At 69.2% G+C, this 26949-nt stretch carries 24 protein-coding genes and 1 pseudogene; 11 read left to right on the forward strand and 14 right to left on the reverse strand.

Annotated features, from left to right (window positions below):
- Positions 1 to 88: 88 nt before the first annotated feature.
- The 3 genes from V7E05_RS03375 (at position 89) to V7E05_RS03385 (ending at position 2758) form a co-directional block, all read left to right on the forward strand.
- Entirely contained in the window at positions 89 to 1135 is a 1047-nt protein-coding gene (locus V7E05_RS03375; RefSeq protein ID WP_333618263.1) for an EI24 domain-containing protein, read from the forward strand.
- Positions 1136 to 1354: 219 nt separating this feature from the next.
- On the forward strand, positions 1355 to 2182 hold the full coding sequence (locus tag V7E05_RS03380; RefSeq protein ID WP_333618264.1) for an acyl-CoA thioesterase: 828 nt from the start codon (positions 1355 to 1357) through the stop codon (positions 2180 to 2182).
- 60 nt (positions 2183 to 2242) lie between these two features.
- The gene (locus V7E05_RS03385; protein ID WP_333618265.1) at positions 2243 to 2758 is read left to right on the forward strand and encodes a nuclear transport factor 2 family protein; all 516 of its coding nucleotides are present in this window, start codon (positions 2243 to 2245) and stop codon (positions 2756 to 2758) included.
- Between the two features lie 66 nt (positions 2759 to 2824).
- Here the strand turns inward: V7E05_RS03385 and V7E05_RS03390 are convergent, their stop codons facing one another.
- On the reverse strand, positions 2825 to 3124 hold the full coding sequence (locus tag V7E05_RS03390; protein ID WP_333618266.1) for a hypothetical protein: 300 nt from the start codon (positions 3122 to 3124) through the stop codon (positions 2825 to 2827).
- A gap of 95 nt (positions 3125 to 3219) precedes the next feature.
- Between V7E05_RS03390 and V7E05_RS03395 the strand changes: the two genes are divergently transcribed.
- A complete protein-coding gene (locus V7E05_RS03395) occupies positions 3220 to 4440 on the forward strand; it encodes an MFS transporter (protein ID WP_333618267.1) in 1221 nt (406 codons plus the stop codon).
- Positions 4441 to 4479: 39 nt separating this feature from the next.
- Here V7E05_RS03395 and V7E05_RS03400 read toward each other — a convergent pair whose 3' ends face one another.
- Entirely contained in the window at positions 4480 to 5415 is a 936-nt protein-coding gene (locus V7E05_RS03400; protein WP_333618268.1) for an amidohydrolase family protein, read from the reverse strand.
- 91 nt (positions 5416 to 5506) lie between these two features.
- On the opposite strand from V7E05_RS03400, the gene V7E05_RS03405 reads away from it, so the two are divergent.
- Positions 5507 to 5998, forward strand: coding sequence for a nitroreductase family deazaflavin-dependent oxidoreductase (locus tag V7E05_RS03405; RefSeq protein WP_333618269.1), 492 nt, complete (start codon positions 5507 to 5509; stop codon positions 5996 to 5998).
- A 16-nt stretch (positions 5999 to 6014) separates the two neighbouring features.
- Here the strand turns inward: V7E05_RS03405 and V7E05_RS03410 are convergent, their stop codons facing one another.
- The 4 genes from V7E05_RS03410 to V7E05_RS03425 all read right to left on the reverse strand — a co-directional run bounded on the left by V7E05_RS03410 (position 6015) and on the right by V7E05_RS03425 (position 9087).
- Entirely contained in the window at positions 6015 to 6539 is a 525-nt protein-coding gene (locus V7E05_RS03410) for an O-acetyl-ADP-ribose deacetylase (RefSeq protein WP_333618270.1), read from the reverse strand.
- 93 nt (positions 6540 to 6632) lie between these two features.
- The gene (locus V7E05_RS03415; RefSeq protein ID WP_333618271.1) at positions 6633 to 7016 is read right to left on the reverse strand and encodes an SdpI family protein; all 384 of its coding nucleotides are present in this window, start codon (positions 7014 to 7016) and stop codon (positions 6633 to 6635) included.
- Positions 7017 to 7192: 176 nt separating this feature from the next.
- Positions 7193 to 8134 (reverse strand): esterase/lipase family protein, encoded by a 942-nt coding sequence (locus V7E05_RS03420; RefSeq protein WP_333618272.1) that lies wholly within the window; start codon positions 8132 to 8134, stop codon positions 7193 to 7195.
- Between the two features lie 137 nt (positions 8135 to 8271).
- On the reverse strand, positions 8272 to 9087 hold the full coding sequence (locus V7E05_RS03425) for a DUF3152 domain-containing protein (protein ID WP_333618273.1): 816 nt from the start codon (positions 9085 to 9087) through the stop codon (positions 8272 to 8274).
- A gap of 114 nt (positions 9088 to 9201) precedes the next feature.
- Between V7E05_RS03425 and V7E05_RS03430 the strand changes: the two genes are divergently transcribed.
- Positions 9202 to 10701 (forward strand): amidase, encoded by a 1500-nt coding sequence (locus tag V7E05_RS03430; protein ID WP_333618274.1) that lies wholly within the window; start codon positions 9202 to 9204, stop codon positions 10699 to 10701.
- Positions 10701 to 11390: a GntR family transcriptional regulator gene (locus tag V7E05_RS03435; protein ID WP_333618275.1), complete on the forward strand. Its 690-nt coding sequence runs from the start codon at positions 10701 to 10703 to the stop codon at positions 11388 to 11390. The genes V7E05_RS03430 and V7E05_RS03435 overlap by 1 nt, the downstream gene beginning before the upstream one ends.
- Positions 11391 to 11418: 28 nt before the next feature.
- Here V7E05_RS03435 and V7E05_RS03440 read toward each other — a convergent pair whose 3' ends face one another.
- On the reverse strand, positions 11419 to 11877 hold the full coding sequence (locus tag V7E05_RS03440; RefSeq protein ID WP_333618276.1) for an Lrp/AsnC family transcriptional regulator: 459 nt from the start codon (positions 11875 to 11877) through the stop codon (positions 11419 to 11421).
- Between the two features lie 101 nt (positions 11878 to 11978).
- Between V7E05_RS03440 and V7E05_RS03445 the strand changes: the two genes are divergently transcribed.
- Complete coding sequence (locus V7E05_RS03445) at positions 11979 to 12665, forward strand: LysE family translocator (RefSeq protein ID WP_333618277.1); 687 nt, start codon at positions 11979 to 11981, stop codon at positions 12663 to 12665.
- Positions 12666 to 12713: 48 nt separating this feature from the next.
- On the opposite strand, the gene V7E05_RS03450 is transcribed toward V7E05_RS03445, so the two are convergent.
- From V7E05_RS03450 to V7E05_RS03460, 3 genes are read right to left on the reverse strand one after another with little or no spacing between them, the layout of a single operon-like run.
- A complete protein-coding gene (locus V7E05_RS03450) occupies positions 12714 to 14177 on the reverse strand; it encodes an NAD-dependent succinate-semialdehyde dehydrogenase (protein WP_333618278.1) in 1464 nt (487 codons plus the stop codon).
- Positions 14174 to 17497, reverse strand: a complete 3324-nt coding sequence (locus V7E05_RS03455) for an FAD-binding and (Fe-S)-binding domain-containing protein (protein ID WP_333618279.1) — start codon at positions 17495 to 17497, stop codon at positions 14174 to 14176. The genes V7E05_RS03450 and V7E05_RS03455 overlap by 4 nt, the downstream gene beginning before the upstream one ends.
- 4 nt (positions 17498 to 17501) lie before the next feature.
- Positions 17502 to 18797, reverse strand: a complete 1296-nt coding sequence (locus tag V7E05_RS03460; protein ID WP_333618280.1) for an aspartate aminotransferase family protein — start codon at positions 18795 to 18797, stop codon at positions 17502 to 17504.
- A 103-nt stretch (positions 18798 to 18900) separates the two neighbouring features.
- Between V7E05_RS03460 and V7E05_RS03465 the strand changes: the two genes are divergently transcribed.
- Complete coding sequence (locus tag V7E05_RS03465) at positions 18901 to 19896, forward strand: D-2-hydroxyacid dehydrogenase (RefSeq protein ID WP_333618281.1); 996 nt, start codon at positions 18901 to 18903, stop codon at positions 19894 to 19896.
- 125 nt (positions 19897 to 20021) lie between these two features.
- Here V7E05_RS03465 and V7E05_RS03470 read toward each other — a convergent pair whose 3' ends face one another.
- The gene (locus V7E05_RS03470) at positions 20022 to 20873 is read right to left on the reverse strand and encodes a hypothetical protein (protein WP_333618282.1); all 852 of its coding nucleotides are present in this window, start codon (positions 20871 to 20873) and stop codon (positions 20022 to 20024) included.
- Between the two features lie 349 nt (positions 20874 to 21222).
- Positions 21223 to 22155 carry a LysR family transcriptional regulator gene (locus V7E05_RS03475; protein WP_333618283.1) on the reverse strand — a complete coding sequence of 311 codons (933 nt, stop codon included), beginning with the start codon at positions 22153 to 22155 and terminating at the stop codon, positions 21223 to 21225.
- Positions 22156 to 22354: 199 nt separating this feature from the next.
- Between V7E05_RS03475 and V7E05_RS03480 the strand changes: the two genes are divergently transcribed.
- A complete protein-coding gene (locus V7E05_RS03480; RefSeq protein ID WP_442891583.1) occupies positions 22355 to 23635 on the forward strand; it encodes a Glu/Leu/Phe/Val dehydrogenase dimerization domain-containing protein in 1281 nt (426 codons plus the stop codon).
- A gap of 130 nt (positions 23636 to 23765) precedes the next feature.
- Here the strand turns inward: V7E05_RS03480 and V7E05_RS03485 are convergent, their stop codons facing one another.
- On the reverse strand, positions 23766 to 24200 hold the full coding sequence (locus tag V7E05_RS03485; protein WP_333618284.1) for a transcriptional regulator: 435 nt from the start codon (positions 24198 to 24200) through the stop codon (positions 23766 to 23768).
- Between the two features lie 153 nt (positions 24201 to 24353).
- On the opposite strand from V7E05_RS03485, the gene V7E05_RS03490 reads away from it, so the two are divergent.
- Entirely contained in the window at positions 24354 to 25988 is a 1635-nt protein-coding gene (locus V7E05_RS03490; protein WP_333618285.1) for an alkaline phosphatase D family protein, read from the forward strand.
- A 620-nt stretch (positions 25989 to 26608) separates the two neighbouring features.
- Here the strand turns inward: V7E05_RS03490 and V7E05_RS03495 are convergent.
- A pseudogene (locus V7E05_RS03495) lies at positions 26609 to 26949 on the reverse strand (hypothetical protein); the annotation flags it as partial.

Genomic DNA, 26949 nt, shown 5'->3' on the forward strand with positions numbered 1-26949 from the left:
CGATGGATCAGCTTTTGTGCGAAGGTTAGCTGAGCCATAGCTGAAAAGACCCCAACATTCATTCGATGCGAAAGAGGGCCGCTTCACCATGACGTACGACCCCAATCAGAGCGGGAACAATCCCTACGGTTCAGGCGAGAACCCCGGCTACGGCCAGGATCCCAACGCCCAGGGCTTCGGCCAGAACTATGGCCAGAATTACGGGCAGGGCTACGGCGAGAACGCCGGCCAGGGCTTCGGCCATGGTGGCCAGCAGGGCCAGCCGAACTACGGTTACGGAGCGCAGGGCCAGCAGTTCGGCCAGGGCTACGGCGACGCCGGTTTCGGCGCGCCGGGATACCAGCAGGCCGCGTACGGTGCCCCGGGCATCCCTGCGACCGGCGCCTACGCCGGCCCCGGCTCCAGCGAGGTCGGTGTCGCCAACGGCCTCGACGTCGGCACCGTGCTCTCTCGCGCGTGGAGCGGCTTCGCCTCGAACGTCGCGGGGTGGATCGTTTTCGGCATCGCGTACGTCGTCGCGATGTTCGTCGCCTTCATCCCCTTCATGATGTCGTTCCTCCCGGCCATCGAGGACGCCTCAAACAACCCCAACGGTGAGCTCACCACCCTCTCGGCGGGGAGCATGTTCGGCGGCATCGCGCTGTCCACGGTGCTCGCCGTCGTCCTCATGGGGACCCTGTCGAACATGGGCATCCTCGCGGCGCTCCGCAGCGCATCGGGAGAACGCCTGTCCGTCGGCGATTTCTTCAAGCTCCGCAATTTCGGCCAGTTCATCCTGGTCGTCATCGTCTGGGCAGTCATCTTCTGCGTGCTTCAGTTCCTCCCCCTCATCGGCCCCATCATCTCGCTCGTGCTGATGTACTTCTTCTACTTCGCGGTCTACGCTGCGGTCGACGGCCACTCGTTCGCGAAGAGCTTCTCCATCTCCAAGGACATCGCTATCCGCAATGCCGGACTCTGCATCCTCAGCGCGATCGTGTTCATGCTCATCTCCTTCGTCGGCGGCCTCGTGCTCATCGGCTCGATCATCACCTACCCGCTCACGCTCATCGGCGCGGCCGTGATCTACCTCGCGACCACCCGCGGTTACGCGCAGCAGACGATCGCGCAGCCGAGCTACCCGCAGAACTTCTAGAGCTCTCCGGCCGTGCCGGCTTGCCGGCACGACGCATCACGGCACGGCTCGCCACTCGAGCTACGGAACGCCGCAGGTCCCCGGGGCCTGCGGCGTTCCGCATTTCGAAGTCGAAGCAACAGAACACCGGCCGGGCGCGGAGGTGGGCGGCCTGGGCATCGCGGCCTCCGCCGTCAGAAACTATGGTCCAGATCATAAATCCTTGCCTACACTGTGGGTATGACCACCTCTGACGCCCTCCACCCGCTCGATGCCGCCATCGCGCTCGAGCCCGTCGACCCCTCCGATCCGAGCCGCCTGCGCGGCGCTACGACGCCCGAGTACTGGAACATGGTCGGCCCGTTCGGCGGAACGACCGCCGCAGTCCTCCTCCGGGCTGTTCTCCGGCAGCCGAACGTCCACGGCGAGCCGATCACCCTCACGGTCAACTACGCGGGGCCCGTGGCCGAGGGAGAGTTCGAGGTTTCCGTCGAGGCGGTGCGCACGAACCGGTCGAATCAGCATTGGGTCATCACCCAGACGCAGGGCGAGCAGGTGTGCACCACCGCCACGGCTGTGACGGCCGTGCGCAAGGAGACGTGGACGGACTCCGAGGCCCAGGTGCCCGTGGTGCCGCCCGCCGAGTCCATCGAGCCCTCGCCGGACTACCCGGGCATCGCCTGGAACGCCCGCTACGAGCAGCGCATGATCGAGGGCGGCATCCCGAGCGAGACCGACGGCGAGTCGGACTCCTCGCGCACGACCTTCTGGGTGCGCGACAACCCGCCGCGCCCCGTCGACGTGTACTCCGTGACCTCGCAGACCGACACCCTCTACCCGCGGGCATTCCTCCGTAAGGGGACGTTCCTGCCCGCCGGAACAGTGAGCATCACGATCCACTACCTCGCCGATCTCCCCGAGCTCGAGGCGCTCGGGGAGGGCTACTCGCTCGTGACCGGCGCCGCACGCCGCTTCGGCCGGAGCTATTTCGACCAGACCAGCGAGGTGTGGTCGGCCCACGGAAAGCTCCTCGCCACCGCGCACCAGATGGTCTACTTCAAGGCGTAGAGGCTGCAGGCACAGAGGCCGGGGCGCGGGAGTTCCGATCGCCCCGCGGGAGGAGCACCGATGGCACTGGGAATCGCCGAGCGGCTGCAGGCCGAGCACGAGATCGTCGCGCTCAAGCACTCCTACCTGCGGGCATGTGACGGGAAGGACGTGGAGATCTTCCGCTCCTCCTTCGTCGCCGCCGGTGGGCATCTCGACTACGGTCCGCTCGGCAAGACCGACCCCGACGCTATGGCGGATATCTTCCGGCAGATCGCCCTCGCGGAGCACCCGGACGGCGGGCCCGTCGTGCTCGATATGCACCACGCATTTATGCCGAGCATCGAGGTGTCGGAGCCGGATGACGGCGAACGTCCAAGCCACGCCACGGGAACGTGGACACAGAAGTTCCGCCAGATCGACCGCGTCGCGGGCACGGAATACCTCGCCACGGGCGTCTACCACGACACGTACGTGGTCGAGGGCGGCCGGTGGGTGATGTCCGAGTGCGTCTTCGAGGTGCAGTGGTCGGTTCGGAGGCCGCTCGGCGAGGGGGCCGAAATACACGTCGGCCCCGCCCTTCGCGGGCGGGGCTGAGCGCGGTCGTGGCCAGGTGCGCGGCGGCTTCAGCTCGGTTGTGGCCGGCTCCGCCGCGCTATCGAATTAGAAGGTGCAGCCACCGTTGTCTGCTCCGCCGACCGCCTCGGAGAGCCCGCACCCGAGGAAGAACGATCCGACGAGCGGGAAGACCAGAGAGGCCTGGGCGGTCTGGACCGGGTTGACGGACGCGGACTCGATACTGCCTAGCGGGTCGAAGTCGGGCGCTGCCGACTGGGCCTGCGCGGGCGCGGCAGACAGAGCGAGGGCGGCCGCGGAGGCTGCGGCGACGGCCGTGAGCTTTCGGCTGAGCTTTATAGCTGGAGCTCCCAATTCGGTTCTCGTGCTCGTGGTCTCGTGCGGCATTCGCACATTATTTTTATCGCGAATTGATCATGTTTGTTACGGCTGTTCGCTTTTTGCCGGGTGACGCCGACCCGCCGGCGGAGTACACCGGTCATATGAACCGGCCCAGCTCCACTTCTCGCACCGCCCCCGTCGAGGGCTCGCCCATCGCTCTCGCCGCCTCGGCGTACGTCTTCGCCGTGGTGATGATGGGCACGACCTTGCCCACCCCGCTATACCCTGAGTTCGCCGCCCGCTTCGGTTTCGGCGATACGCAGACCACGGTGTTGTTCGCGGTGTACGCGTGTGGCGTCCTCGCAGCGCTCGTGCTCTTCGGCCGCATCTCGGAGCTCGTGGGACGCAAACCGCTGCTCGCCGCTGGGATCGCGCTGACCCTCGCCTCGGCGATCGTGTTCCTCATAGGTTCGCCGCTGTGGCTGATCTACATCGGTAGAGTCCTGTCCGGCCTGGCCGCGGGAATCCTCACGGCCACAGGGACCGTCACCGTCCTCGAGAATGCCCCCACCGGACGCGGGGTACTCGCCGCCGCCGCCGCCACCGCCGCGAACATCGGTGGCCTCGGGCTCGGCATCCTCATGGCGGGCCTGCTCGGCGAGTTCGCCCCTCGCCCTCTGTGGACCCCTTTTCTCGTCCACGCGGTGCTCACCGTGCTCGCCGGCGCCGCGCTGCTCGCGGTCAACGACGGTACGCGGCGAGCCCGCGGCGAGCACTCCGCGACGTTCCGTCTCCAGCTTCCCGCGATTCCTCCCGAGGCGCGGCGCATGTTCGCCGCCTCGTGGATCGGCGGATTCGCGAGCTTCGCGATGTGCGGCCTGTACTCGGCGCTCGTCCCCGGCTTCATGCACACCGAACTTCACATCACGTCCTCCGCCGTAATCGGGGCGACGATCTTCGCTGTGTTCGGCGCCTCCGCCATCACCCAGATCTGCCTGCGCTCGCTACCCGACCGCACGCTCATCCTCGCCGGCGCGATCCTCCTCGCGGTAGGCATGGCCGCCTTCGTCGGCGCCCTCGCCGCAGATTCCCTCGCACTCCTCATCGCGTCCTCGCTCGTCTCCGGAGCGGCACACGGCATGCTCTTCATGACCGGAATGCGCGCAGTCAATGCGGCGAGCCGCCGGGAGAACCGCACGGGCGCGACCACCTCGTTCTTCGTCTCCGCTTACGTGGCCATCTCGGTACCACCGATCCTCGCGGGGGTTCTTTCGCGCGGGATCGGCCTGGTCGGCGCGAGCGCGGTGTTCGGCGCGGCGATCGCCGCGCTCTCCCTCGTCGAGCTCCTCTACCTCCGTAGATTCTCCTCCGAGCGCCCATAGGCGACGGCCCTACTACAGACCACGGGCGGGACGGCGAGGCTAGCGGGAAGCTCCGGCGTCAGGCGCTCCGATGAGCCGCACCGGATTCTCGAACAACACCCCGCGCAGCCAGTCGTCGCCGAGCTCGAGCCGCTCGAGCGCGTCGAGCTGGTGCACGTACGGGTACGGGATGTTCGGGAAATCCGTACCGAGCACGATGCGGTCGGCCAGCGCGCGCAGCCGCGGCAGCTCGCCCGCGGGGAACGGGTTCATGCGCTCGGAGAAATCGGTGAACACCATGGTGGTGTCAAGCGAGACGTGCTCGTAGCGCTCGGCGAAATCGAGGAATTCGGTGTACTCGGGCATGCCCATGTGTGCCATGACCAGGCGCAGCCGCGGGAAGCGCCGCAGCACCTCGGCGATCGGGCCCGGGCCCGTGTGGTGGCCCGGCTCCGGGCCGGAACCCGCATGGATGACGACGGGCGTCCCCGCCTCCGCGAGCGTCCCCCACACGGCGTGGAGGAGCGGGTCCGTGGGGTCGTAGCCGCCTACCTGGACGTGGGCCTTGAAGATCCGTGCGCCGGCATCTATGGCACCGGCCACGTACTCGCCCGCCTCGGGCTCGGGATAAAAGGTCGCCGAATGCGCGCAATCGGGGTTGCGGGACGCGAAGTTCGCGGACCATGAATTGAGCCACTCCGCCATGCCGGGCTTGTGCGGGTAGAGCAGTGAGGTGAAGCGGACGACGCCGAGTTCGCGGAGGCGCGCGACGCGGGAGTCCTCGTCGGTGCGATAGGCAATGGGCCACGGTGTGCCCATCGACTCGCCCGCCCTGTCGAAATAGGCCCACACCTTGTCGAGGACGTTCTGCGGCATGAAGTGGGTGTGCACGTCGACGAGCCCGGGGATGCCGAGGCGGTCACACAGCGCGCGGACCCTGGCCGGCTCGTCGGCGGGGATCTCCACCGTGGCGATACCTGGTTCGGGGCTGTTCATTGCGGGCTCCTCCTCGTTGGTGTGCTCGGCCCTTCTATCCTCCCCCGTTCTCTTCATTGTCGAGCCGGAATGGCGGTGGAATGATCAAGGCATGGGGCTACTCACGCCGGTTGCGGTCAAGGTCGGATCGATTCCATGGCTGCCACGGTATCTGCCGCAAATCGTGATCGTCGACAAGGCGATCCAGCGGGTGAGCCGGGGGCGCCTCGCACTACTCGACATCGCCGGCCTGCCCAGCGTGACTATGCACGTGCGCGGCCGAAAGAGCGGGGCCTGGCGAAGCACGAACCTCCTCGCGGCCCCGGTGGGCGAGGAATGGATCATCGCCGGTTCGTACTTCGGGGGAGCCTCGACACCTCAGTGGGTCTTCAACGTGCGCGCCGCCGACCGGGTCGTCGTCGAGGGACGTGGCGGTCGTGGACGCGGACACCAGCGCGGGGAGCGCGAATACCGGCCGCGCGAACTCTCGGGCCCCGAGCGCGCGGAGGCGTGGCAGGAGCTGCGCGCGGTGTGGCCGAACTTCGATCTCTACGAGAAGCGCACCGAGCGCACGATCCCGGTGTTCCTCCTCGAACCCGTGTAGCGGCGCAGGCCCGCAGCTACTCGCCGACCGAGATCTCCAATTCCCGCGCGATCGTCTCGGCTTCGGCGACGTCGCCGTCGTGGAACAGCACGAGCGTGGCCTCGTCGATCCCCTCCGGTGCGTCCGCCATTCCGCGCAGTGCCCTGCGGATCGCATCGTCCTTCGGCCAGCCGTAGACCCCGGCCGAGATCAGCGGAAACGCGATCGTCCGCGCGCCGGACTCCACCGCCACGCGGAGACTCTCGGCGTAGCAGGAATCGAGGGCGGTGCCGTCATCCATGCCGTGGACGGGCCCCACGGTATGCACGACGAACCGCGCGGGGAGCTCCCCCGCGCCGGTAACCACGGCGCGTCCCGTGGGCAGCCCATCGGGCCAGGTGGAGCGGCGGATCTCCTTGCACTCGGCGAGGATTTCCGGGCCGCCGGCGCGGTGAATGGCGCCGTCGACCCCTCCGCCGCCGTAGAGGCTGCTGTTTGCCGCGTTGACGATGGCGTCCGCGGGGAAGGCGGTGATATCGCCGGACACGATTCGAATGCGCATGGCTCTCCGATTGGGTCGGGGTGAGTCTCGGTCGGGGTCTGGGGCGGTCGAGTTCGGGGATGGTCGACGTAGGATAGGCGGTCGGCCGCGCCCTCAGTGGGACTCGGCGCGGCGGCCGCTCGAATCGCGCACGCGGCGCGCGGCCTGGTCGCCGAGCACGCTCGCGACAATGCACGACACGAGTAGAGCCACGCACGAGAGCACCACAGACACTAGGACTCCCACCTGATCCACTCCAAGCACGGCGAGGGGCAGGACGAGAAGGACGAGAGCGAGGACCCCGCCGAAGGCCATCGCGGGTCCACCGGCGGAGTGCCCCACGGCCCACGCCTTATCGCTCGCGAGCGTCGCGCGGGTGCGGATTCCGACCAGCCTGTTGCGCCGCAGCGCACCGCTTGCCGCGCGGTAGCCGAGGACCACCATCCCGACGTCGACGAGCCCGAGTAGAACGATTGGTATGAGAGCAATCGCGTCCATGTCCTCGCTCCTCCCATCGTGCGCGGGAAATGCGGCCGGTAATGCGGCCGGTGGCTCGCTGCCCATTGTCCTCTCCCATGACGGCGGACGCAGGGATTTCCCTCATAGCGCACCCACTCTCGGGACTGTTCGAGTCGGTTCCAATGTCGCGGTACTCCCGCGCTCCGAATTTGCCGTTAGAGGATGTCCGACAGCCTTGCGGGCAGCACACCGCCGTGCACTGGGGCCACAGGGAGGCAGCGGATCCGCTTCTTCGAGTCCGGATCCAGCGCGCGCATCACGAAGTCCACGGCCCGCGGGTCCGAGGGCAGCGCCGCGTGATCGACGAAATCGAGCATGCATCCATGCTGGAGCACGATATTGCGCACCGAATACGACTCGTCGTTCGGCGGCGCCACGAGCGAGGTCGTGTGGGGGATGACGAACTCGTCGAAGCGCGTGGCGATGTTCGTGTACTCGATGCCCTCGGCATACGGGGTGCCGTCCGGATCCCACAGCCAGCGGAGGAAATCCGAGCCTCGCACGAGGTCTTCCCCGACCTTCGAGACCGTGCCGATGAGGGGTCTGATGTGGGTCGCCGTCACGAGCCATTCGACCCGCTTCGAACCGACCCCGTGCCACGGCGAGGCCAGGCTGACGACCTTGCGCACCTTGCCGGGGCGCTCGTGTTTCGCCACCGCGCCGGCGACCACGCAGCCCTGCGAGTGGCCGACGAGGTCCACCTGTTCGGCGCCCGTGACCTCGAGGACGAGGTCGACGAACGTGGCGACCTGCGGGACCGAGACGTTGCGGAGCTTCTGCAGCCCCCCGAACGCGGAGAGTGGGAACTCTGCTCCCTCGATGGCGCCGTACGTGGGCGCGAACACGGAAAACCCCGCCGAGCGCAGCATTGGCGCGAGGGTGATCCAGTTCGTCGAGGCGCTGCCGGCCGTCCCGTGGAGGAGGATCACCGGGACCGGGCGCCGCTCGTTGGGGCCCGCATCCCAGTCGTTGACCCCGGGGAGGTCCGCTCCGGGGTTCCGTAGCGCGAACTCGGCGCCGGCGAGGAAGCTGTACGTTGCCCGCCGGGGCATCGTCTGCTTCGCCGGTGGCGAGGTCGGGCGTGCGGAAAAGGGCACTGCGAATGGGTCCTCTGAGGCTCGGGAACGGCGTGGGACAGACATTTCGGTGTCGCGTCCACAGTATTCATCGCGTGGTGAAATGCCAGTTCCCGCGCGCGCCGGAGGTGACGCGCTCTCGTGCCTATCTCGGGCGGCTACCGCACCGCCGGCCACGGATTCACGGTGCATCCCTGCATGCCGAGGGTCTGCTGTTGCATCACCGGCGCCGGGCGCCCCGGGCCCGGACAGTACTCGTGGTCGTGGCCGATCGCATGCCCGACCTCGTGGTTGATCACGTATTGCCGGTAGACGGTCACATCCGAGAAGTCCGAGGTCGCGCCGAGCCAGCGGTTGGCGTTGATCGCCACGACCCCACCCACGCGGCAGGAGGTGTAACCGTTGGTTGTCAGCCCCGAGCAGAGCTCATCGGTGGTTCCCGGGCTCGACACGCTCACCACCGCGCTCGCCTGGCTCTCGTCGGGGACGAGCTCGAACGACACGTGGTCGAGCGGCTCCCAACCGCGCGGGTCTCGCAGCGTCTTCATCACGAACTGCGCGGTCTCGTCGAGGTCGATGGGCAGCCCCTTCTCCACGCGGATGGCGATGGGGATCGGCGCGCCCTCGCCGTCGGGCTTTTCGGCCTCGTGGGCGTACTCCCACTCCCCGGAGCCGGAATATTCGACTTCTGTCGGGGTGGGTGTGGCGCTCGGCTTTACGGAGGTAGAGCGTGACGGCGACGTTTTCTCCCCGCCCTGACTGTCCGCGCCGGCGCCCGCCGTAGCGGCGGGACTCGACGTACCTGCGGCCTCACCGTCGGCCGGGTTCTCCCCGGAACCACATCCAGTGAGTACCCCGGCGACCACGACCAACGAGAGCACGGAAATGGCGGAGCGGGGTGTGCAGTGCGGATGACGGCGGATCACGACCGCAGAATACCTGCGGGGATCGAGGGAGACGCGGGAGGCGGTCACCCGCCGAAGCGTCCGCCGTCAGACCGGAAAGAGGGCCCGGGAAACCATTGACGCGGGGATTTTCAGCTGTAGGATTGTCGACAATCGACACTCTCCGAGGAAGGCGGTCCACCCATGACTGCTGGCCACATCTCCACCTCTTCCGACACCTGCGGTCTGTCCGCGCTCGAGCTCGCCGCCGCGTACCGCGACGGATCGCTCTCCCCCGTCGAGGCCGCCGAGGAGGTCCTCGCCGCTATCGACAGGGTCAACCCGCAACTCAACGCTGTGTGCCTCGTCGATGCCGAGGGCGCACGAACGGCCGCGCGGGCCGCCGAGGCCCGGATCCAGGAGGGGCAGGCGCGCGGCCCGCTCGATGGGGTGCCGGCAACGATCAAGGACATCTTCCTCACCGATGGACTGCCCACCTTCCGCGGTTCGCGGCTCCTCGCCGATGCCGAGGGCGCCGCGGATCGCTCCCGCTACACCGAGGACGCCCCCGCCACCTCGGCGACGCTCGAGGCAGGCTGCGTGGTCGTCGGCAAGACCACTACTCCCGAGTTCGCGTGGAAGGGGGTCACGGACTCCCCGCTCATGGGCGCGACCCGCAACCCGCACGATCCGGCCCTCACACCCGGCGGTTCGAGCGGCGGCGCCGCGGCCGCCGTCGCCGCGGGGCTCGGCCCGCTCGCCGTGGGCACCGATGGCGGCGGCTCCGTGCGCATCCCCGCCTCATTCACCGGAACCGTAGCGCTCAAGCCCACGTACGGGGTGGTGCCCATGTTCCCGTCGAGCCCCTTCGGCACGCTAGCCCACGCCGGCCCCATGACCCGCACTGTCGCCGACACCGCCGCCTACATGGATGCGCTGGTCCGCCCCGATTCCCGCGACTGGTCCGCGATGCCGCCGTCCGCAACCGTGCGCGCGCCCGGCGGGTACCTCGAGGCCGCTCAGGAGGGCGCCGCGCCCGCCGACGCCCCGCTCGCCGGACTCCGCGTGGCGTACAGCCCCGACCTCGGCTACGGCCACAACGCTACGGACGTAGAGCGGGAAGTAGAGGGCGCGGTGCGCGCGCTAGCCGAACTCGGCGCGCAGGTCGAGCAGGTCGACCTCGGCCTCTCCGACCCCGTCGATGCCTTCCACGTCCTCTGGTTCGAGGGCGCCGCCGCCGTGCTCCACCCCTTCGGCGAAGACGCAGTCGAGCACGTCGACCCCAGCCTCCGCGATGCCCTGTCCAGGTACAACGGCTACTCCGCGCAGGACTACCTCGACGCGGTCGCCGTGCGCATGGCGCTGGGCAAGCGCTTCGGCGCGCTCCACGAGAGCTACGACGTGCTGGTCACGCCCACCATGCCCAATGCGCCGTTCGCGGTCGGCTCCGATGTCCCGCCCGGCTGGCACAGCCCGGATTGGACCTCGTGGACGCCGTATACCTACATTTTCAACATGACCCAGCAGCCCGCCCTCACGCTCCCCTGCGGCGTGACCGACGCCGGGCTTCCCGTGGGCGTCCAGCTCGTCGGCCCCCGCTTCTCCGATCAGCTCCTCGTCCGCGTCGGCGCGGCGCTCGAGCGCCCGCTCGCCGGGCGCGTCCCGCGGCCCCGCGTCCATGCCTGCTCTCCGGGAACACCGTGATGCCCGCCGACGCGCAAGCCCCCTCCCCCGAGTTCCAGGGCACGGGCCTCGAGCCCGTCGTCCAGGAGTCCACGCCGGCGCTCATCGCGCGCTCGCTCCGCCGGGCGATCTCGGCCGGAGAGTTCCCGCCGGGTACCCAGCTCGGCGAGGCGTCGCTCGCGCGCCAGCTCGGCGTGAGCCGCGGCCCGCTCCGGGAGGCCATGCAGCGACTCACGCAGGAAGGCCTGCTCGTCTCGCACCGCAATCGCGGCCTGTTCGTCCCGGATCTGACGCCGGAGGCCGTGTCGGACATGTACCTCCTGCGCACGACCATCGAGCGTTCGGCTATCGAGCGGATCATCGAGCTCGGGGTGCAGGACACCGCAGCCGCGGCGCTCGACGAGGTGATCGCCCGGATGTCCGCGCTCTCCGAAGGCCCCGATTCCCCCGAGATGGTGGCCGCGGATCTCGACTTCCACCACGAGCTCGTCGAGGCGGCGCGGAGCGAGCGGCTCTCGCGTGTCCACGAAACCGTGATCGTCGAGACCTCGATGTGCCTGCGCGCCATGCAGTCGACGTACGCGCCCGGCGAGGACCGCGTGGCCGAGCATCGCGAGCTCGCCGAGGCCATCCGCGCCGGAGACACGTCGCGCGCGTGCGAGGCCCTCACCGAACACATGCGCGACGGCCTCGCGCGGCTCCAGGTCTAGCCGCGCCTCGTCGAGGCATACCCCGCATCTACAGGTTCGTCGGGTACGGCCGCTCGGCGACAAAGGTCTTCATCACCAGCGTGGAGTTGAGCCGCATCACACCCGGCAGCGTCGAGAGCACATCGTCCTCGAGCCGGGAGTACGAGTCCATGTCCTCGGTCCGCACACGCAGAAGGTAGTCGGGATCGCCGAAGAGCCGCTGCGCCTGCAGCACGTGCGGGACGTCCATTACCGCGTCTTCGAAACCAAGGAGCGTTGCGCGATCCTCCTGCTTCATCGTCACGAAGCACAGCGCCTCGAAGCCGAGCCCGATCGTGCGCGGCTCGACGACGGCACGGTACCCGACGATCACGCCCGCCTCTTCGAGGTCCCGCACGCGCCGATGCGTCGGCGACACAGTGAGCCCCACTCGCGCGGCCAGCTCGGTGACACTTAATCGCCCATCATCCTGCAGTTCAGCAATAATTTTCCGATCTACGGCATCCATAGCGAATATCTTTCCACAAACGCACTGCTTTCGAAGAAAACTCGGAAACCCATTCTGCGCAGTTCCCGATAAAATCGGGAGGTGCGCAAGGAGGGTTTTCCATGGATCTAGCAGTACTGATGGGTTTCGCGGGCATCGCGCTCGCGCTCATCGCCGTGCCCGGGCCCGACTGGATATTCGTCCTCGGCGCGAGCACCAAGGACCGAGTCGTCCTCCCTCCCGTTCTCGGGCTCATGCTCGGCTACGTCGTCCTCACTGCGCTCGTCGCCGTCGGCGCCGGCCCGATCATCGCGAACGTCCCCGTCGCGCTCACGCTCATCACCATCTTCGGTGCCTGCTACCTCGTCTACCTCGGCGTCTCCGCGCTGCGGAGCAAGGGCGAAGCCTCGGGAACGACGGCGGAGGGCGCGGCTCCCGCGCCGGACCGCGGCCACGTCGTGCGCGGGATGGGGGTCAGCGGCTTCAACCCCAAGGGGCTACTTCTCTTCGTCGCGGTCCTGCCGCAGTTCGCCTCCCCGGATCACGGCTGGCCGTTGCCCCTGCAGCTCGGCGCGCTCGGGATCCTCTACGTCGCCCTCGCCGGCAGCTTCTACACGATGCTCGGATTCGGCGCGGGCAGGCTCTTCGCGGCCCGGCCGCGCATCGCACACCTCACCACCCGTGTGGCCGGCGTCGCCATGATCATCGTGGGGCTGGGCCTCGTCGCCGAGCACGTCATTGCCGCCGGCGGGATCGATCAGCTTTTCGCGACTTCGATCACCACGAGCACCACCGCAGCGGGCCGGTAGGAGGACCGACGGTGCCCGGAGCGCTCGCCGCGCCGGGCACCTACGCCGTCATCGAACGGGAATGGCCAAGTACTTCGTCTCGAGGAACTCCTGGATTCCGGTGAGCCCGCCCTCGCGACCGAGCCCGGACTGTTTGATGCCGCCGAACGGCGCGGCAGGGTTCGAGACGAGCCCGGTGTTGAGGCCGACCATGCCGGCCTCGAGCCGCTCCGAGAGGGAGAGCCCGCGGTCGAGGGACTCTGACATCACGTACGATACCAGTCCGAACTCGGTGGCATTGGCGATCTCGATCGCCTCGTCGTCCGTGTCGAACGGGACGAGCGCTGCGACGGGGCCGAAGATCTCGGTGGTCATGATCTGTGATTCGGCGGAAACGCCCGAGAGGACTGTCGGCGGGTAGAAGTATCCGTTTCCCGAGGGGCGCGAACCGCCGCAGAGGACCTCGGCGCCGCGATCGACCGCATCGTCGACGAGCTCGACCACCTTGTCCACGGCCTTGCCCGCGACGAGAGGGCCGACATCGGTGCCATCCGCCGCGCCGTCGCCTACGTTGAGCGCAGACATCCGTTCGGTGAGCTTCGCCGAGAAGTCTGGCAGCACCGAGCGGTGGACGAGAATGCGGTTGGCGGCCGTGCAGGCCTCGCCCATGTTCCGCATCTTCGCGGCCATCGCGGCGTCGACGGCCACGTCGAGGTCTGCGTCTTCGCAGACGATGAACGGGGCGTTTCCGCCGAGCTCCATCGAGGTGCGCAACACGCCGCGCGAGCACTGCTCGAGGAGCAGCTTCCCTACGGGCGTAGAGCCGGTGAAGGAGAGCTTGCGCGCCTTACCGGAATCGATCCACGGCTCGACCACGGAGCCGGCGTCGGTCGTGCACACGACAGAGAGGACACCGTCGGGGAGGCCGGCCTCGCGCAGCACGTCGAGAACGTACAGCGAGGTGAGAGGCGTGAGCTCGGCGGGCTTGTAGACCATGGTGCAGCCCGCGGCGATCGCCGGTCCGATCTTCCGCGACACCATCGCCATAGGGAAGTTCCACGGGGTGATGAGGATGCACGGCCCGACCGGCTCGTGTGTGATGACGAACCGTGTCTTGCCGTCGGGGCTGAGGCGGGCGTCTCCCGGAATGCGCACGGCCTCCTCGGCGAACCAGCGGAAGAACTCGGCACCGTAGGCGACCTCGCCGCGCGCCTCGGCAAGCGGTTTGCCCATCTCGGTGGTCATGAGCAGGGCGAGCTCCTCGGCGCGCTCGGTGAGCAGCTCGTAGGCGCGGCGCAGGATCTCCGAGCGCTCGCGCGCGGGAACGGCCGCCCACTCGGCTTGCTTCGCGGCGGCCACGTCGATCGCGGCGTCGGCATCGGCCTTCCCGCCGTTCGCTAGCGTGGCGATCACCTCGCCCGTGGCCGGGTTGTCCACCTCGAATGTGTCGCCGGACGCGGCGTCACGCCATTGCCCGTCGATGTGGATCCCGGTGCCGAGCGAAGCGATGATCTCGGAAACTGAGCGGCTCATTCGTGTCCTCCTGGTCGTGTCGCGTGCTGTGCTTCCGGGCCGAAGTGGGGGTCGGAGCCGGATCCGGTTCCGGGGTCGAGGAGCTCGAGCAGGTGAGCCCCTCGCCGTGGCGCCCCTCCGGCGGCCCGCGTGGTGGGATCGGTCGCGGACAGGTGCATGACCTGAGCGTGACAGGAGAACCCATCCGTGAGGATAGGCGCGTCCGGATGGGCCCGCAGCGCGGGAGCGAGCGCCTGCTCGGCGACGGCATCGGCCACGGCCTCGTGCCCTGCGGTGAACCCGAAATCGCCAGCGATCCCGCAGCACCCGGTGGCCTCGATGATTTCCCTCACCCCGAGTCCCGCGAGCGCCTGCCGCTGCACCCGATTGCCGAACTCCGCGTACTCGTGGCAGTGCGTTTGCACGATGACGGCGGACGGCGCCACTCCCCCGGGCCACTCCGGCGCCGCGTCCCGCGAGGCGAGATCCGCGAGGTGCGTGGCCACGGAGCGGACGCGGCCGGCGACCCTCCGCGCCATGGCCGCCTCCTCGGCGGACACGCCCTCGGCCTCCGTGGAGACCAGCCGGGGGAGCTCGGTGCGCAGGGTGGCCGCGCAGCTCGGTTCCACGACGACCACCGGAACTTCGGCGCCGCCCTCCCCGCGCAGTCTATCGAGGTAGGCGGCGGTCTTCCGGAGCGTGCGGCGGGCGGCGCCGAGTCGGCCCGTGGTCACGTGTGTGAGCCCGCAGCAGTGCTCGGCGCTACATGCGACCGAGACGTGCGCGCCGCCGAGCACGCGCGCGGCCGCGCCGGCGAGGTGCGGGCGCAAGCCGCGGGTAAACGAGTCGAGGAACAGCACTACTTCCATAGGGCCCGCGTGCGGGGTGGCTGCGGATGTCGGCGTTCCGGAGCGGCCGGTGAGGCCGAATCTTTCTGCGAGCTTGGCACCGAAGACAGGCGGGTTCGCGTCGTCTGCCGACCACACAGAGCGGGGAACCTGCGCCATCTCGGACCGTAGCGCCTTCGCGGAGCCGAATTCGGGCAGCGTGCGGTCGCGCCCGATGCCGCCGAGGCGCGCGCCCGCCGCTCCGATCCGCGAGGCCACGACCTTGTTGAGCAGCCCGGCGACGTAGGGGGTAAAGCGCAGCCACAGCGGCAACAGGCCGAGCGTGTAGTGCGCGATGGGCCGGAGGCGGCGGGCGTAGCGGTGGTGGAGGAACTCGGACTTGAACGTCGCCATGTCCACGCCCGTGGGGCAGTCCGAGGAGCATGCCTTGCACGAGAGGCAGAGCTCGAGGGATTCGGCGACCTCCAGCGAGGACCAGTCACGGTCGATCCGCTCCCCGCGGACGAATTCCTGCAGGACCCGGGCGCGCCCGCGGGTGGAGTCCTTCTCGTCGCCTGTGGCGCGGAAGGACGGGCACATCACCCCGCCGGAGCTCGCGCGGCAGCGGCCCACGCCGATGCACGCCTGGACCGGGTGCCGCCCGTCGGCCGCAGTGAGGAGGCCGAGGTCGGGTCCGGGCCCGCGCACCGGGGCGGCAGCGCCGGACGTAGACAGCTCGGAGTCGGCCGTACCCCCGGCAGCGCCGCCTCCGCCAGGCGCCTCCCCGATCCCGGCCAGCGCGAGATCGGCGTCCATGGGTCGTGTCGCACGCAGCCCGCCCGGAGCGAGAATTCCTGCCGGGTCCCAGATCTCCACGAACCGCGCGAATGCCTCGAGCATCTCCGCGGAATACATGAGCGGCAGCAGCTCGGACCGGGCGCGCCCGTCCCCGTGCTCCCCGGACAGCGAGCCCTCGTGGCGGACAACGAGCCGCGCGGCATCGGTACAGAACGCCCGGAACACGGCGCGGCCTGCGGCGCTACGGAGGTCGAAATCGATGCGGATGTGCATGCAGCCGGCGCCGAAATGCCCGTACATCACGCCGGTGAGTCCGTGCTCCGCGAGGAGCTTGCGGAACTCGGCGAGGTAGCCGGCGAGGAGCTCGGGCCGCACCGCCGCGTCCTCCCATCCCGGCCACGTCTCGAAGGTCCGCCCCGTCTTCGGGTCCTGCAGGCGGGAGCTGAGGCCGGCGCCGTCCTCGCGGACGCGCCAGAGATCCGCCCGCTCGCCGGGTTCGAGGACCACGCGCGTGTCCAGCGAGTGGCCTTGCGCGCGAAGGTCCTCGCCGAGCGCGTCGGCGAGGGGGGAGGGACGTCCGTCGTCATCCACCGGCTCTTCGACCTCGATAAAGAGCCACGCCTTGCCCTCGGGGAGCTCGGCGACGGCATCGGCGCCGCGGCGCTGGCGCATGGTCTCGACGATCACCTCGTCGACACCCTCGATGGCCGTGGGTCGGTGCTGCAGAAGTAGAGGGACGTCGCGCGCGGCGTCGACGATGTCCGCGTATCCGGCAACGATGAGCGAGGTGCGCTCGGCTCGCGGCACGAGCGCGACCGTCGCGGCGGTGACCACCGCGCACGTGCCCTCGCTGCCCACGAGCGCGCGGGCGACGTCGAAGCCTTCCTCGGGCAGCAGGTGCCGCAGGTGGTAGCCGGAGACCTGCCGCGGGATGCGGCCGAGCTCGATCCGGATAGCGGCGAGATGTTCGGCGGCGAGCGCGTGCAGCGCTTCGGTGAGCTCGGCGGCCCGCGCCTCGGCCGCGGCATCTCCGGGTACGCTTGCGCGGACGCCGTGGCGGGTCGCCGTGAGCCGCAGCCCCTCGGCGGTGACGAGCCGCAGCTCGACGACCGCGTCGGCTGTGCGGCCGTGGCGCACCGAGTGGTTCCCGCATGCATCGTTGCCGATCGCGCCTCCGAGGCATGCTCGCGACTGGCTTGAGGGATCGGGGGCAAAGGTGAGCCGCGAGCCCGTCGCCTCGTGCACCGCGGCGCGAACGTGCGTGAGCACAGCCCCCGCCTCCGCGGTCGCCGTTCCGGTCGATTCATCGACCGCGAGCACTGATTTCATGTGCCGCGATAGGTCGAGCACGAGACCGGTGCCGATGGAGTTGCCCGCCATTGACGTGCCGCCGCCGCGCGCGGTCGCGGGCACGCCGAGCCGGTGGCAGACCGCGAGCGCCGCCGCGATCTCCTCCTCGGAGCGAGGGAACAGCACGGCGAGCGGGACCACGCGGTAGTTCGAGGCGTCGAAGGAGTACTCGGCGCGCCGGCGCGTGCTCGACTCGGGCGCGAGCCCGGCCTCGCGGAGCGCGGCGCACAGCTCCTCGCACTGCTCTACGTCCGTCGCCCCATCCCCCGTGACGGCGCCCGCCGCGCTCGGCCCGGCGGCTGCGTCGCGCTGCGTTCCCGCACTCCTGTCGCGGGTTGCGCGGGTGTCCATGCGGCCGGTGCCCATGCGGCTAGGCTTCCACTACGCGGCGGACGGCGCGGCCGAATCGCTCGGCGCCAGTGCGGACCTCCTCGGCGGTGACGACGAGCGGGGGGATGATCCGGACGACATTGCCCGTGGGACCGCAGGTGAGCGTGAGCAGGTCCTCGTCGATGCACGCCTTCTGGACCGCAGCGGCGAGCCGCGCGCCTTCCGCCGAATCGGGGGTGCCCGCGTTCGCGGACGGGTCGCCGAACTCGATGCCGATCATCAGCCCGGTGCCGCGGATCTCCGCGATCTGGGCGGATTCCCCGACTCCGGAGAGCTCGGCGCGCAGGGCTGCGAGCAGCTCCTCGCCGCGCACGCGAGCGTTCTCCACGAGTCCCTCGCGCTCGATGACCCCGAGGGTCGCCACTCCCGCCGCCGCCGCGACGGCATTGCCGCCGTACGTGCCGCCCTGCGAGCCCGGCCATGCCTTTTCCATGACCGCCCGCGGCGCCGCGATCGCCGAAATGGGGAAGCCCGAGGCGATGCCCTTGGCCGTGATGAGCACATCGGGCGTGAGCCCCTCGGTGTGCTGGTGCCCCCAGAACTTCCCGGTCCGTCCGCAGCCGGCTTGCACCTCGTCGAGTACGAGCAGCGCCCCGTGCCGCTCGGTCCGCTCGCGCAGCCCCGCGAGGTAGCGCTGCGGCACCGCCGCATAGCCCCCGTCCCCGAGGAACGGCTCGATGACGACGCCGGCCAGTTCCTTCGGGTCGATCCTCGTCGCCAGCAGGTAGTCGAACTCCTTGAGCGCGTAGTCGACGGCATCGTCCTCGGACATCCCGAGCCGCAGGGCCCCGGGGAACGCCGTGGTCGCGACGCCCGGCATGAGCGGGCCGAAGCCGGCCGAGAATTTCGTGCCGGCCGTCGTCAGTGACGCTGCGGCAACCGTCCTGCCGTGGAAGCCTCCCTGGACCGTGACGATGTACTGGCGCCCCGTGGCCATGCGGGCGAGGCGGAGCGCGGCCTCGACGGCTTCCGAACCGGAGTTCGCGTAGAACACGGAGTCGAGCCCCGCGGGAACCACATCCCCGAGCTTGTCGGTGAGTTCGAGGAGCGGCTGGTGCATGACGGTCGTGTACTGCGCGTGGATGATCTTCCCGCACTGCTCGCGGGCTGCGGCCACGACGTCCGGGTGGCAGTGCCCCGTGCTCGTGACCCCGATGCCGGTGGTGAAGTCGAGGTAGTCGCGACCGTCGGTGCCGTGGATCCACGATCCGGCGGCGTGGTCGACGACGACCGGGGTCGCCTGCTTGAGGATCGGGGACAGCGATGCGTTGCTCATGGGGGACAGTGTGCTGCCCCATCCGAGCGATTGTCAACGGTCTGATTGTCGACAATCTGACGAACTGCACGATGCGCGCAGTAAGCCAGGCTACGGTGGGGCCATGAGCGCCACACCCCACTCGGACACCGCCCGCCCCGTCGTCGTCCTGCTCACGCGGGACGGCGTCGAACCACCCGGCAACCTCTCCGCGATCGAGGAGATCGCGGATGTGCGCATCGCCACCGCAGAGACGCTCGGCGCCGCACTCCCCGGAGCGGACGTTCTCCTTGTCTGGGACATTTTCTCCGGAGCGCTCGAGCCCGTATGGGGCGCGGCGGACGCGCTGCGCTGGGTGCACGTCGCGGCGGCCGGGGTGGACAAGATTCTGTTCGACGAGCTCCGCGATTCGCCCGTGCTTCTCACCAATGCGCGCGGGGTCTTCGACGGCCCTATCGCCGAGTACGTGCTGGCTTGCGTCCTCGCGCACGATAAATTGCTCCACGAGACCGAAGCGCTCCAGCGCTCGGGCGAATGGCGCTGGCGCGAGACCACGCGGGTCGCAGGTAGGCGCGCGCTCGTCGTGGGCACGGGCGGGATCGGCCGCGCGATCGCGCGCCTGCTCCGCGCCGTGGGCCTCGAGGTGCGCGGGGCGGGCAGGACGCCCCGCTCGGGCGATCCCGATTTCGGCGAGGTCGTCGACTCGGCGAGGCTCGCCGAGCACGTCGGCGACGTCGACCACCTCGTCATGGTCGCTCCGCTCACCGAGGCCACGCGCGGACTGCTCCGCGAGGGCGAGATCGCGGCGCTGCCGGGTGGCGCGCACGTGATCAACGTCGGTCGCGGCGGGCTCGTCGACCAACAGGCGTTGACGGCGGCCATCGCCTCTGGCCACGTGACCGCCCATCTCGACGTGCTCGAGACCGAGCCGCTTCCCTCCGGGGACCCGTTGTGGTCCCTCCCCGGCGCACACGTGAGCCCGCACATGTCGGGGGACGTCACCGGCTGGCGGGACACTCTCGCCGCTCAGTTCCTCGACCACCTGCGCGGGTATGCCGCTGGCCGGACGCCCGGTCCCGCCGTCGACAAGTCCGGAGGATTCGTCCCGGGCTCGCGCTGAGCTCAAGGCATACCTGTCGACGCCCCAGATAAATAGGCACCGCGGCCACGAGGACGGATCCTCGTGGCCGCGGTGGCCTTCACCTCGGCATCCCCTCGCGTTCGGGGGACGTCGATCGGTGTGAGTTATGCGCCGGCGGTCGCCGTGGCGTCGCCTGCGGCCGGGGTCTGCTCGGCCTCGCCACCGTCGGCCGGAGCGTTCTTGGACGGCTCCTCATCGGTCGGCTCCTCATCGGTCGGGGCCTCGTCCGACGGGAAGAGCGAGTCCAGCGAGGAGGTGTCGACGTTCTCCAGCGACGACTCGAGCGAAGAGGTGTCGATGCCGTAGCCCTGGAGCTTCTTGATGAGGTCGGCGACAACGCCCTTCTTCTCCTCATCCTTCGGCGCATTGGGGTCCTCCGTGGTCTTGCCATCGGCGGCGGTGTCCGCGAAGGCCGCGTCCTCGGTCTGACCGGCAGTATCGCCGGCCGGGGCCTCGGGCTCGGTCGGCTCGTCCTCCGATGCATCCGGGAGACGGTCGCTCAGCGAGGAAGTGTCGATGTTGTCGAGCGAGCCCGCGGGGAGGTTCTCGAGCGAGCCCTCGACAGATGCGGTGTCGAGGCCGAGCGCCTTGAGCTTCGCGAGGAGCTCATCGAGCGAGCCCGGCTCGGGATCCTCGGACGGCTTCTCGCCCGCCGGCGAGTCGCCGGTCTGACCGGCGTTCTCGTCGGTCTGACCGGCATTCTCACCGGTCTGACCGGCATTCTCACCGGTCTGACCGGCATTCTCACCGGTCTGACCGGCATTCTCACCGGTCGGGTCGGTGCCGACAGCGGGATCCGCGTTCTCGCCAGCCGTCACGGCCTGGTTGGTGCTCGGCTCCCCAGCCGCATCGGCGGCCTGGGCAAAGGCCGGCGCGAAGAGGGCGACGCCGATGCCGATAGCGCCGACACCGGCGGCGACGGATGCGGTACGAGTGCGCTTCATCGAGTTGGCCATGGAATCCAGTACCTCCAATCAGGCGCCCTTGCGGGACCTGTTCGTTTGTCGGCCGGAAAGATCATTACCTTTCTGCTCCGGCACAACCCCGACCATAGGACAGGTTTTCCGACCTGCCGAACTGCGGAGATTTCCGAATGTTTATCTCGCGCAGGCAGCCTTTGTCGCCGCTCGCCCGCGATTTTCATTCGCTCAGCGGGATTTTTGCCGACTACAAGCCTCTGCCCACATCTCGGACCCGACCGCCACAGCACGCCACGCACTCCAAGCCAGTGTTCAGATTTTTCGCCCTATGTGTGATGCAAATCACTTCTATTACCCTTGCCAACATCACGCCGAGTTCTCGAGGTCACACACTCGTGGTCCCGCGCGGCGGGGCGAGGCCCACGTCGATGGCAGCCTCGGACATCACCTTCACGAAGGCGCGGAGAGAGGGCCTATCGGCATCGCGCGCACGGAAAGTGACCGAGAGGTTGCGCTCGAGCCTTTCCTCGAGCGGGACGAGACGCACGCCCTCAGGCAGGACGAAAGCGCCGAGATCGGAGACGAGCGTGACCCCGAGCCCCGCCGCGACAAGGGCCAGCGCCGTCGACTGCTCGCCCACGGCGTGGCGCACGTCCGGTTCGAAGCCGGCCTCCCGGCATGCGAGGCGAACGGCGCGGCCGAAATGCGATTGCGCGTCCGCGAGGATCCACTCGCGCCCCGCGAGCTCCGCCAGCGCGATCGGTGCCTCTCCCACCTCGGCATTCTCGGGCACGGCTACGTAGAGGCGCTCGGCGGCGATGGCGACACGTTCGAGCTGCGAGGAGCGGGGCATCGGGTAGTTCGAATAGTCGATGATGAAGGACAGGTCGAGGCTCCCGTCCCGGACCGCCTCGGAGATCGCCTCGGGGGCGAGTTCTACGGAGCGGACTTCGATGCCCGGCGAGCGCTCGGCGAGCAGTTCGAGCCCGCGAGGGAGCAAGCCCGCGGCGACGGAGGCCCACACGCCGGCGGTGAGTGTCGCCGTCATCCCGTCGCGTAGCGATTCGATCGCATTCCCCGCACTCTCGACGGCCTCGAGGATCGACTCCGAATGGTCGGCGAGCAGCGAGCCGGCCTCGGTGAGCACTAGGCGCCGGCCCCTGCGCTCGAAAAGGGTGGCCCCTGACTCGCGCTCGAGAAGCGAGAGCTGCTGGGAGACAGCGGAGGTCGTGTAGTGCAGCGCCTCCGCGACAGCCGTGACCGTGCCGCGGTACCGCAGTTCGCGGAGCAGCTTGAGTCGATGTAGCGAGACCTCCATGCCTCGACAATAGGCTCACTAGGCTCCTCGGCGCCGCGCGCCGACACGCCCGGAACATGAGGCGATCGTCAATTAAAAATGAACGTTCACGGGGAACAAAGGTAAGTAGACCCCGCGCTGGTCAGGGGCCATTGTGAAGACGAGGGCGGACCCCATGAAGGTCCGTCGGAGCGACGAACCAGCAAGGAGGCGAAGGACGATGACGTTCACGCCGATCAACCCGAACTCGGCGGCACAGGCGGTCCCCCGGACTTCCTTTTCCGCCACTGCACCGATTCCCGCGGCGAACACCGCCACGGTCCCCGCGCCCACCCCCACTGCGGAGCGCCGCGGCCGCGAGCCGTACATGCGGATCCAGTGGATCGACGAGATCACCGGCGCGACCGGCCACCTCGTGGTCGACACCCTCGTGCAGGGAATGGCCACGGGCGGGACCCGGATGCGCGCCGGCTGCACCCTCACAGAAGTAGAGGATCTGGCGCGCGGCATGTCCAACAAGACGGCGGCGTTCGATCTGCCCATCGGCGGCGCCAAGGGCGGAATCGATTTCGACCCGAAGGACCCCCGCGCCCTCGACGTGCTCACCCGCTTTTGCGAGGCGATGCACCCGTTCCTCGACCGCCACTGGGTCACCGCCGAGGACCTCGGCGTGCCACAGCACCTCATCGACACCGTGTTCGCGCGCCTCGGGATGGCGCAGTCGTATCACGCGGCGATCGAGCGCTCTGTAGATCCGGCCGCGACCACGGCGCGCGTCCGCGCCGGGCTCAACGCGCCGGCTCCGGGTGGACTTCTGGGCGACGTGATCGGCGGCTACGGCGTGGCCCAGGCCGCGCTCGCCGCTGCGCGCGTCCGCGGGTGGAATGTCGCCGACACCACCGTCGCCGTCCAGGGCGTCGGCACGATGGGCGGCGGCGCCGCGTTCTACCTCCACGAGTCAGGGATGCGGGTGGTGGCCGTCGCCGACGCGCTCGGCACGCTCTACTCCCCCGCCGGGCTCGACATCCCTGCGCTGCTCGAAACCCGCAATCGCTTCGGCGAGATCGACCGCGACGGGCTGCCCGCCGGGGTCGTCGAGCTGCCCCGCGAGTCGATCATCGGCACGGCGTGCGACGTGCTCATCCCGGCGGCCGTGTCCTACGCGATCACCACGGAGAATTGCATGTCCATCCGCGCCTCCATCGTGGTCGAGGCCGCCAACGCCGCGACCACCGAGGACGCGGAGCTCGACCTCGCCACCGAGGGCGTGGCGGTCCTCCCGGACTTCATCGCCAACGCCGGCGCCGTCGCCTGGGCCTGGTGGTTGCTCCTCGGTTACGTCGGCGAGGACTACCGCGACTCCTTCGCCCGCCTGCGCGCACAGATGGACACGAAGATCTCCGCGCTTCTCACCGGATGGACCCCGGGCGCGGGCCCACTGCGCTGGGCCGCCGACGTCTCGGCTGTCGAGCGCACGCCCGTCCCGCTCCACATCCCGTAGCCGGCCGTGCCGGATCGGGCCTGATTGTCCGGCCGGGCCCGGCCGAGCACAACAACCCCCATATGACGACGGAGCCGCCCTTCACCCCGGAGGGCGGCTTCGCCTCGCGCGCCCAGGCGCATCGGCCGCGCTAGCCCAGGAGCCCGCGATAGTAATCCGCCTGCCCCGGGTAGTAGGCGTCGAAATCGATCTCCGCGGGATCGCCCCCGGTCTCCGCCGCGACGAGTCGGTCGATGTAGAACTCCCAGCCCGGCCCGATAGCAGAGGCCTGCTCCGGGTCCGAGATCTCCTGCGACAGGGCAAGCACTGAACCGGCGCCGCCACCGCCTTCGGCGCCGGACGCATCCACTCGCACCTCGCCGTGCAGCGTCCACGTCTCGGCCCCCTCGCCCGCGCTCACCGCGATGCGTTCCGGCGCAACGCACTCGTCGATCCGAATGGGCATCGAGGGTGCCCCCTCCTCCGCCGTCATCTGGAGCTCCACCTCGCCGGAGTCGGGGTCTCCCGACCACGGTCCGATCCGGCCGCCGGTGTAGTGGCCCGTGGGCTCTGGCGTGGCGTTCATGGTGCATTCCCTTCGGTGAGCGAATCGGCCAGCGGACAGGGCGAGCGAATAAAGAAGGCGATTATCTCCCGGCCATGCAATCGACGATTGCCATTAATGCCGGGACAACCTCGACTTTTCTTCCGCGCATCCCGTGTCGAGTGCAATGCAGCCATGGACAAACCTCGCATCGACATTCCCAGTATCACCATTTCGCGAGGCACCTCGCGCCGCTCCTTCCTCACGTGGACTGCGGCGGTGTCGGCCGTCGCGTTCACGCCCGCCATGCTCGGCGGCACGGCCTCGGCGCAGAGCTCGCTCCCCTCCGGCTCCCTCGGCTCGCTGGGCCCCAAGCTCGACGCCCCCTTCGCGCTCGGCGTCGCCTCCGGCGACCCCCTCCCCGATTCAGTGATCCTCTGGACCCGCCTCGCGCCCAGGCCGCTGGAGATCGGCGGCGGCATGCCGCTCGTGCCGGTCGCGGTGGAGTGGGAGATCGCCGAGGACGAGGCCTTCGCGAAGGTGGTGGGCAACGGCACCGAGATCGCAACCCCCGTCGACGCCCATAGCGTGCACGTCGACGTCAAAGGCCTGCAGCCGTGGCGCGAGTACTTCTACCGCTTCCGCGCGGGCGGGGCGGAGAGCCCGGTGGGCCGCACCAAGACGAGCGCGCCGGTCGGCGCCTCCCTCGACAAGCTCTCCTTCTCGTGGGCCTCGTGCCAGGCGTGGACCGACGGCTACTTCAATGCGTACGAGGACATGATCCAGCGCGACAACGACGTGATCTTCTTCCTCGGCGACTACATCTACGAGGCCGAGATCAAGGACAACGGCATCCGGGACATGTCGCACCTCACCCCCGAGGTCCGCGCCGAGCCGTACACCTTCGATCAGTACCGGCTCCGCTACGGCCTATACAAAAGCGAGGCCCCGCTGCAGGCGGCGCACGCCGCTGCGCCGTGGGTCGTCACATTCGACGACCACGAGGTCGACAACAACTGGGCAGGCCAAATCTCCCAGGACAACGACGACCCGGCCGAGTTCCTCCTGCGCCGCGCCCAGGCGTTCAAGGTGTGGTGGGAGCACACTCCCACACGGGTCACTGCCCCTACCGGTCCGGACATGACGGTCTTCCGCCGCTTCGACTACGGCGACCTCGCGCGCTTCTCCGTGCTCGACACCCGCCAGTACCGTTCCGACCAGCTCCACGGGGACAAGGACAGCCCGCAGGACGAGCAGACGGCCGATCCCTCGCGGACCATCACGGGCGACGAGCAGGAGAAGTGGATCCTCGACGGCCTCACCGACTCGCCCACCGCGTGGAACGTGCTCGCCCACCAGACCGTGATCTCCGATCTGCCGCGCGAAAAGGACGGGCAGCGCAACGTCTCCATGGACGGGTGGAGCGGATATGAGGCCTCCCGCCACCGCATCCTCGACGGGGCGAAGGAGCGCGGAGCAAAGAACCTCGTCTCGATGGTCGGCGACATCCACCGCAACGCGTTCTCCGAGCTGCGCCGCGATTACCAGGACGATTCCCCGGCCGTGGGCGTCGAGTTCGCCGGTACGTCGATCGCCTCGGGCAAGGACGGCGAGGACAACGACGCCGCCAACCAGGGTTACAAGAAGCTCAGTCCGGCGTTCAAGTTCGGCAATGCCCAGCGCGGCTTCGTCGGCGTCACGGTCACGAAAGACGAGTGGAAGGCCGAGGTCCGTGTCACGGACAAGAACACTGTGCCCGGCCAGAAGCTGCACACCCGCGCCACCGCGGCCGTGCCCTCGGGTCGCCCTGAGCTGCACATCTCCGAGTAGCGACGTCATTACGCGCCCTTCCGCGCCCGGCCTCGGCATGTCGCCCGGGGCCGGGCGCGGCCTGTTTACCCGACGCGAAGAGCGGAAGCCGGGCGATCCGCCCCTCGAGCCCGTCGAGTAGCGCGGTCGCGGCGCGATCGGGGTCAGATTCCCCGCGCGCGGCACATAGCTCCACGGCGGCCCCCCGCGAGAACAGACAGGTGGCGAGCGCCTCGCGCTGCTCGTCGCCGCAGTCTGGGTCGAGCAGCAGCGCTATCCGAGCCCTGCACTCCTCGCGCCTCTCGGTAGCGAGCCGCTCCGTGTACTCGCCGATGACGGCGGAGCTGCGCGACTCCCGCCCCTCCACCACCTCGGCCGCGTTCACGAGGGTCCTGGAGAACTCGGCCCGCGACTCCTCCGCGAGGTGCTGGGCGACGGCGGCGATGAGCTCGGCTCGACTCCTGTAGTAGTACGACGTCGAGCCGCGGGGAATTTCGAGGTACACGTCGATTCCCTGGTGGGTCACTGCGTGGTTCCCGCCGGCTGCGGCCAGTGCGATGGCCGCGCGGCAGATGTCGCCACGCCGCGATTTCCTCGTCATCGCCGCGCTGCCCAATCAATGCCCGGCGGCATTCTCAGTCCTACTTGAGCTCCTCGAGCCGATTTTCGTAGTCCTTGCGCTCGTTCTCGTCGATGTCGGTCATCGCATGGTCCGCACCCAAGAGCGCGAATGCGGCATCCCGTACTCGCGGAGGGGCCGCGAGCGACAGGGCATTGAGGATCGCCGTGCCCCGTGGAATGTGTACGTAGGGGCGAGGACGCTCGATGGCACCGATAATCGCTTCGGCGATCTGCTCGGGAGTGCTCTTCGGCACGAGCTTGATTCCCGACACGCCCTTGCCGAGCTCGGTGTGTGCGATGTTCGGGAAGACGGTGGTGAACTCGATCTCGGTCTCCGCGTACTCCGCGCGAAGCGACTCGG

The sequence above is a fragment of the Dietzia sp. genome, assembly GCF_036741115.1.
Lineage (GTDB): Bacteria > Actinomycetota > Actinomycetes > Mycobacteriales > Mycobacteriaceae > Dietzia.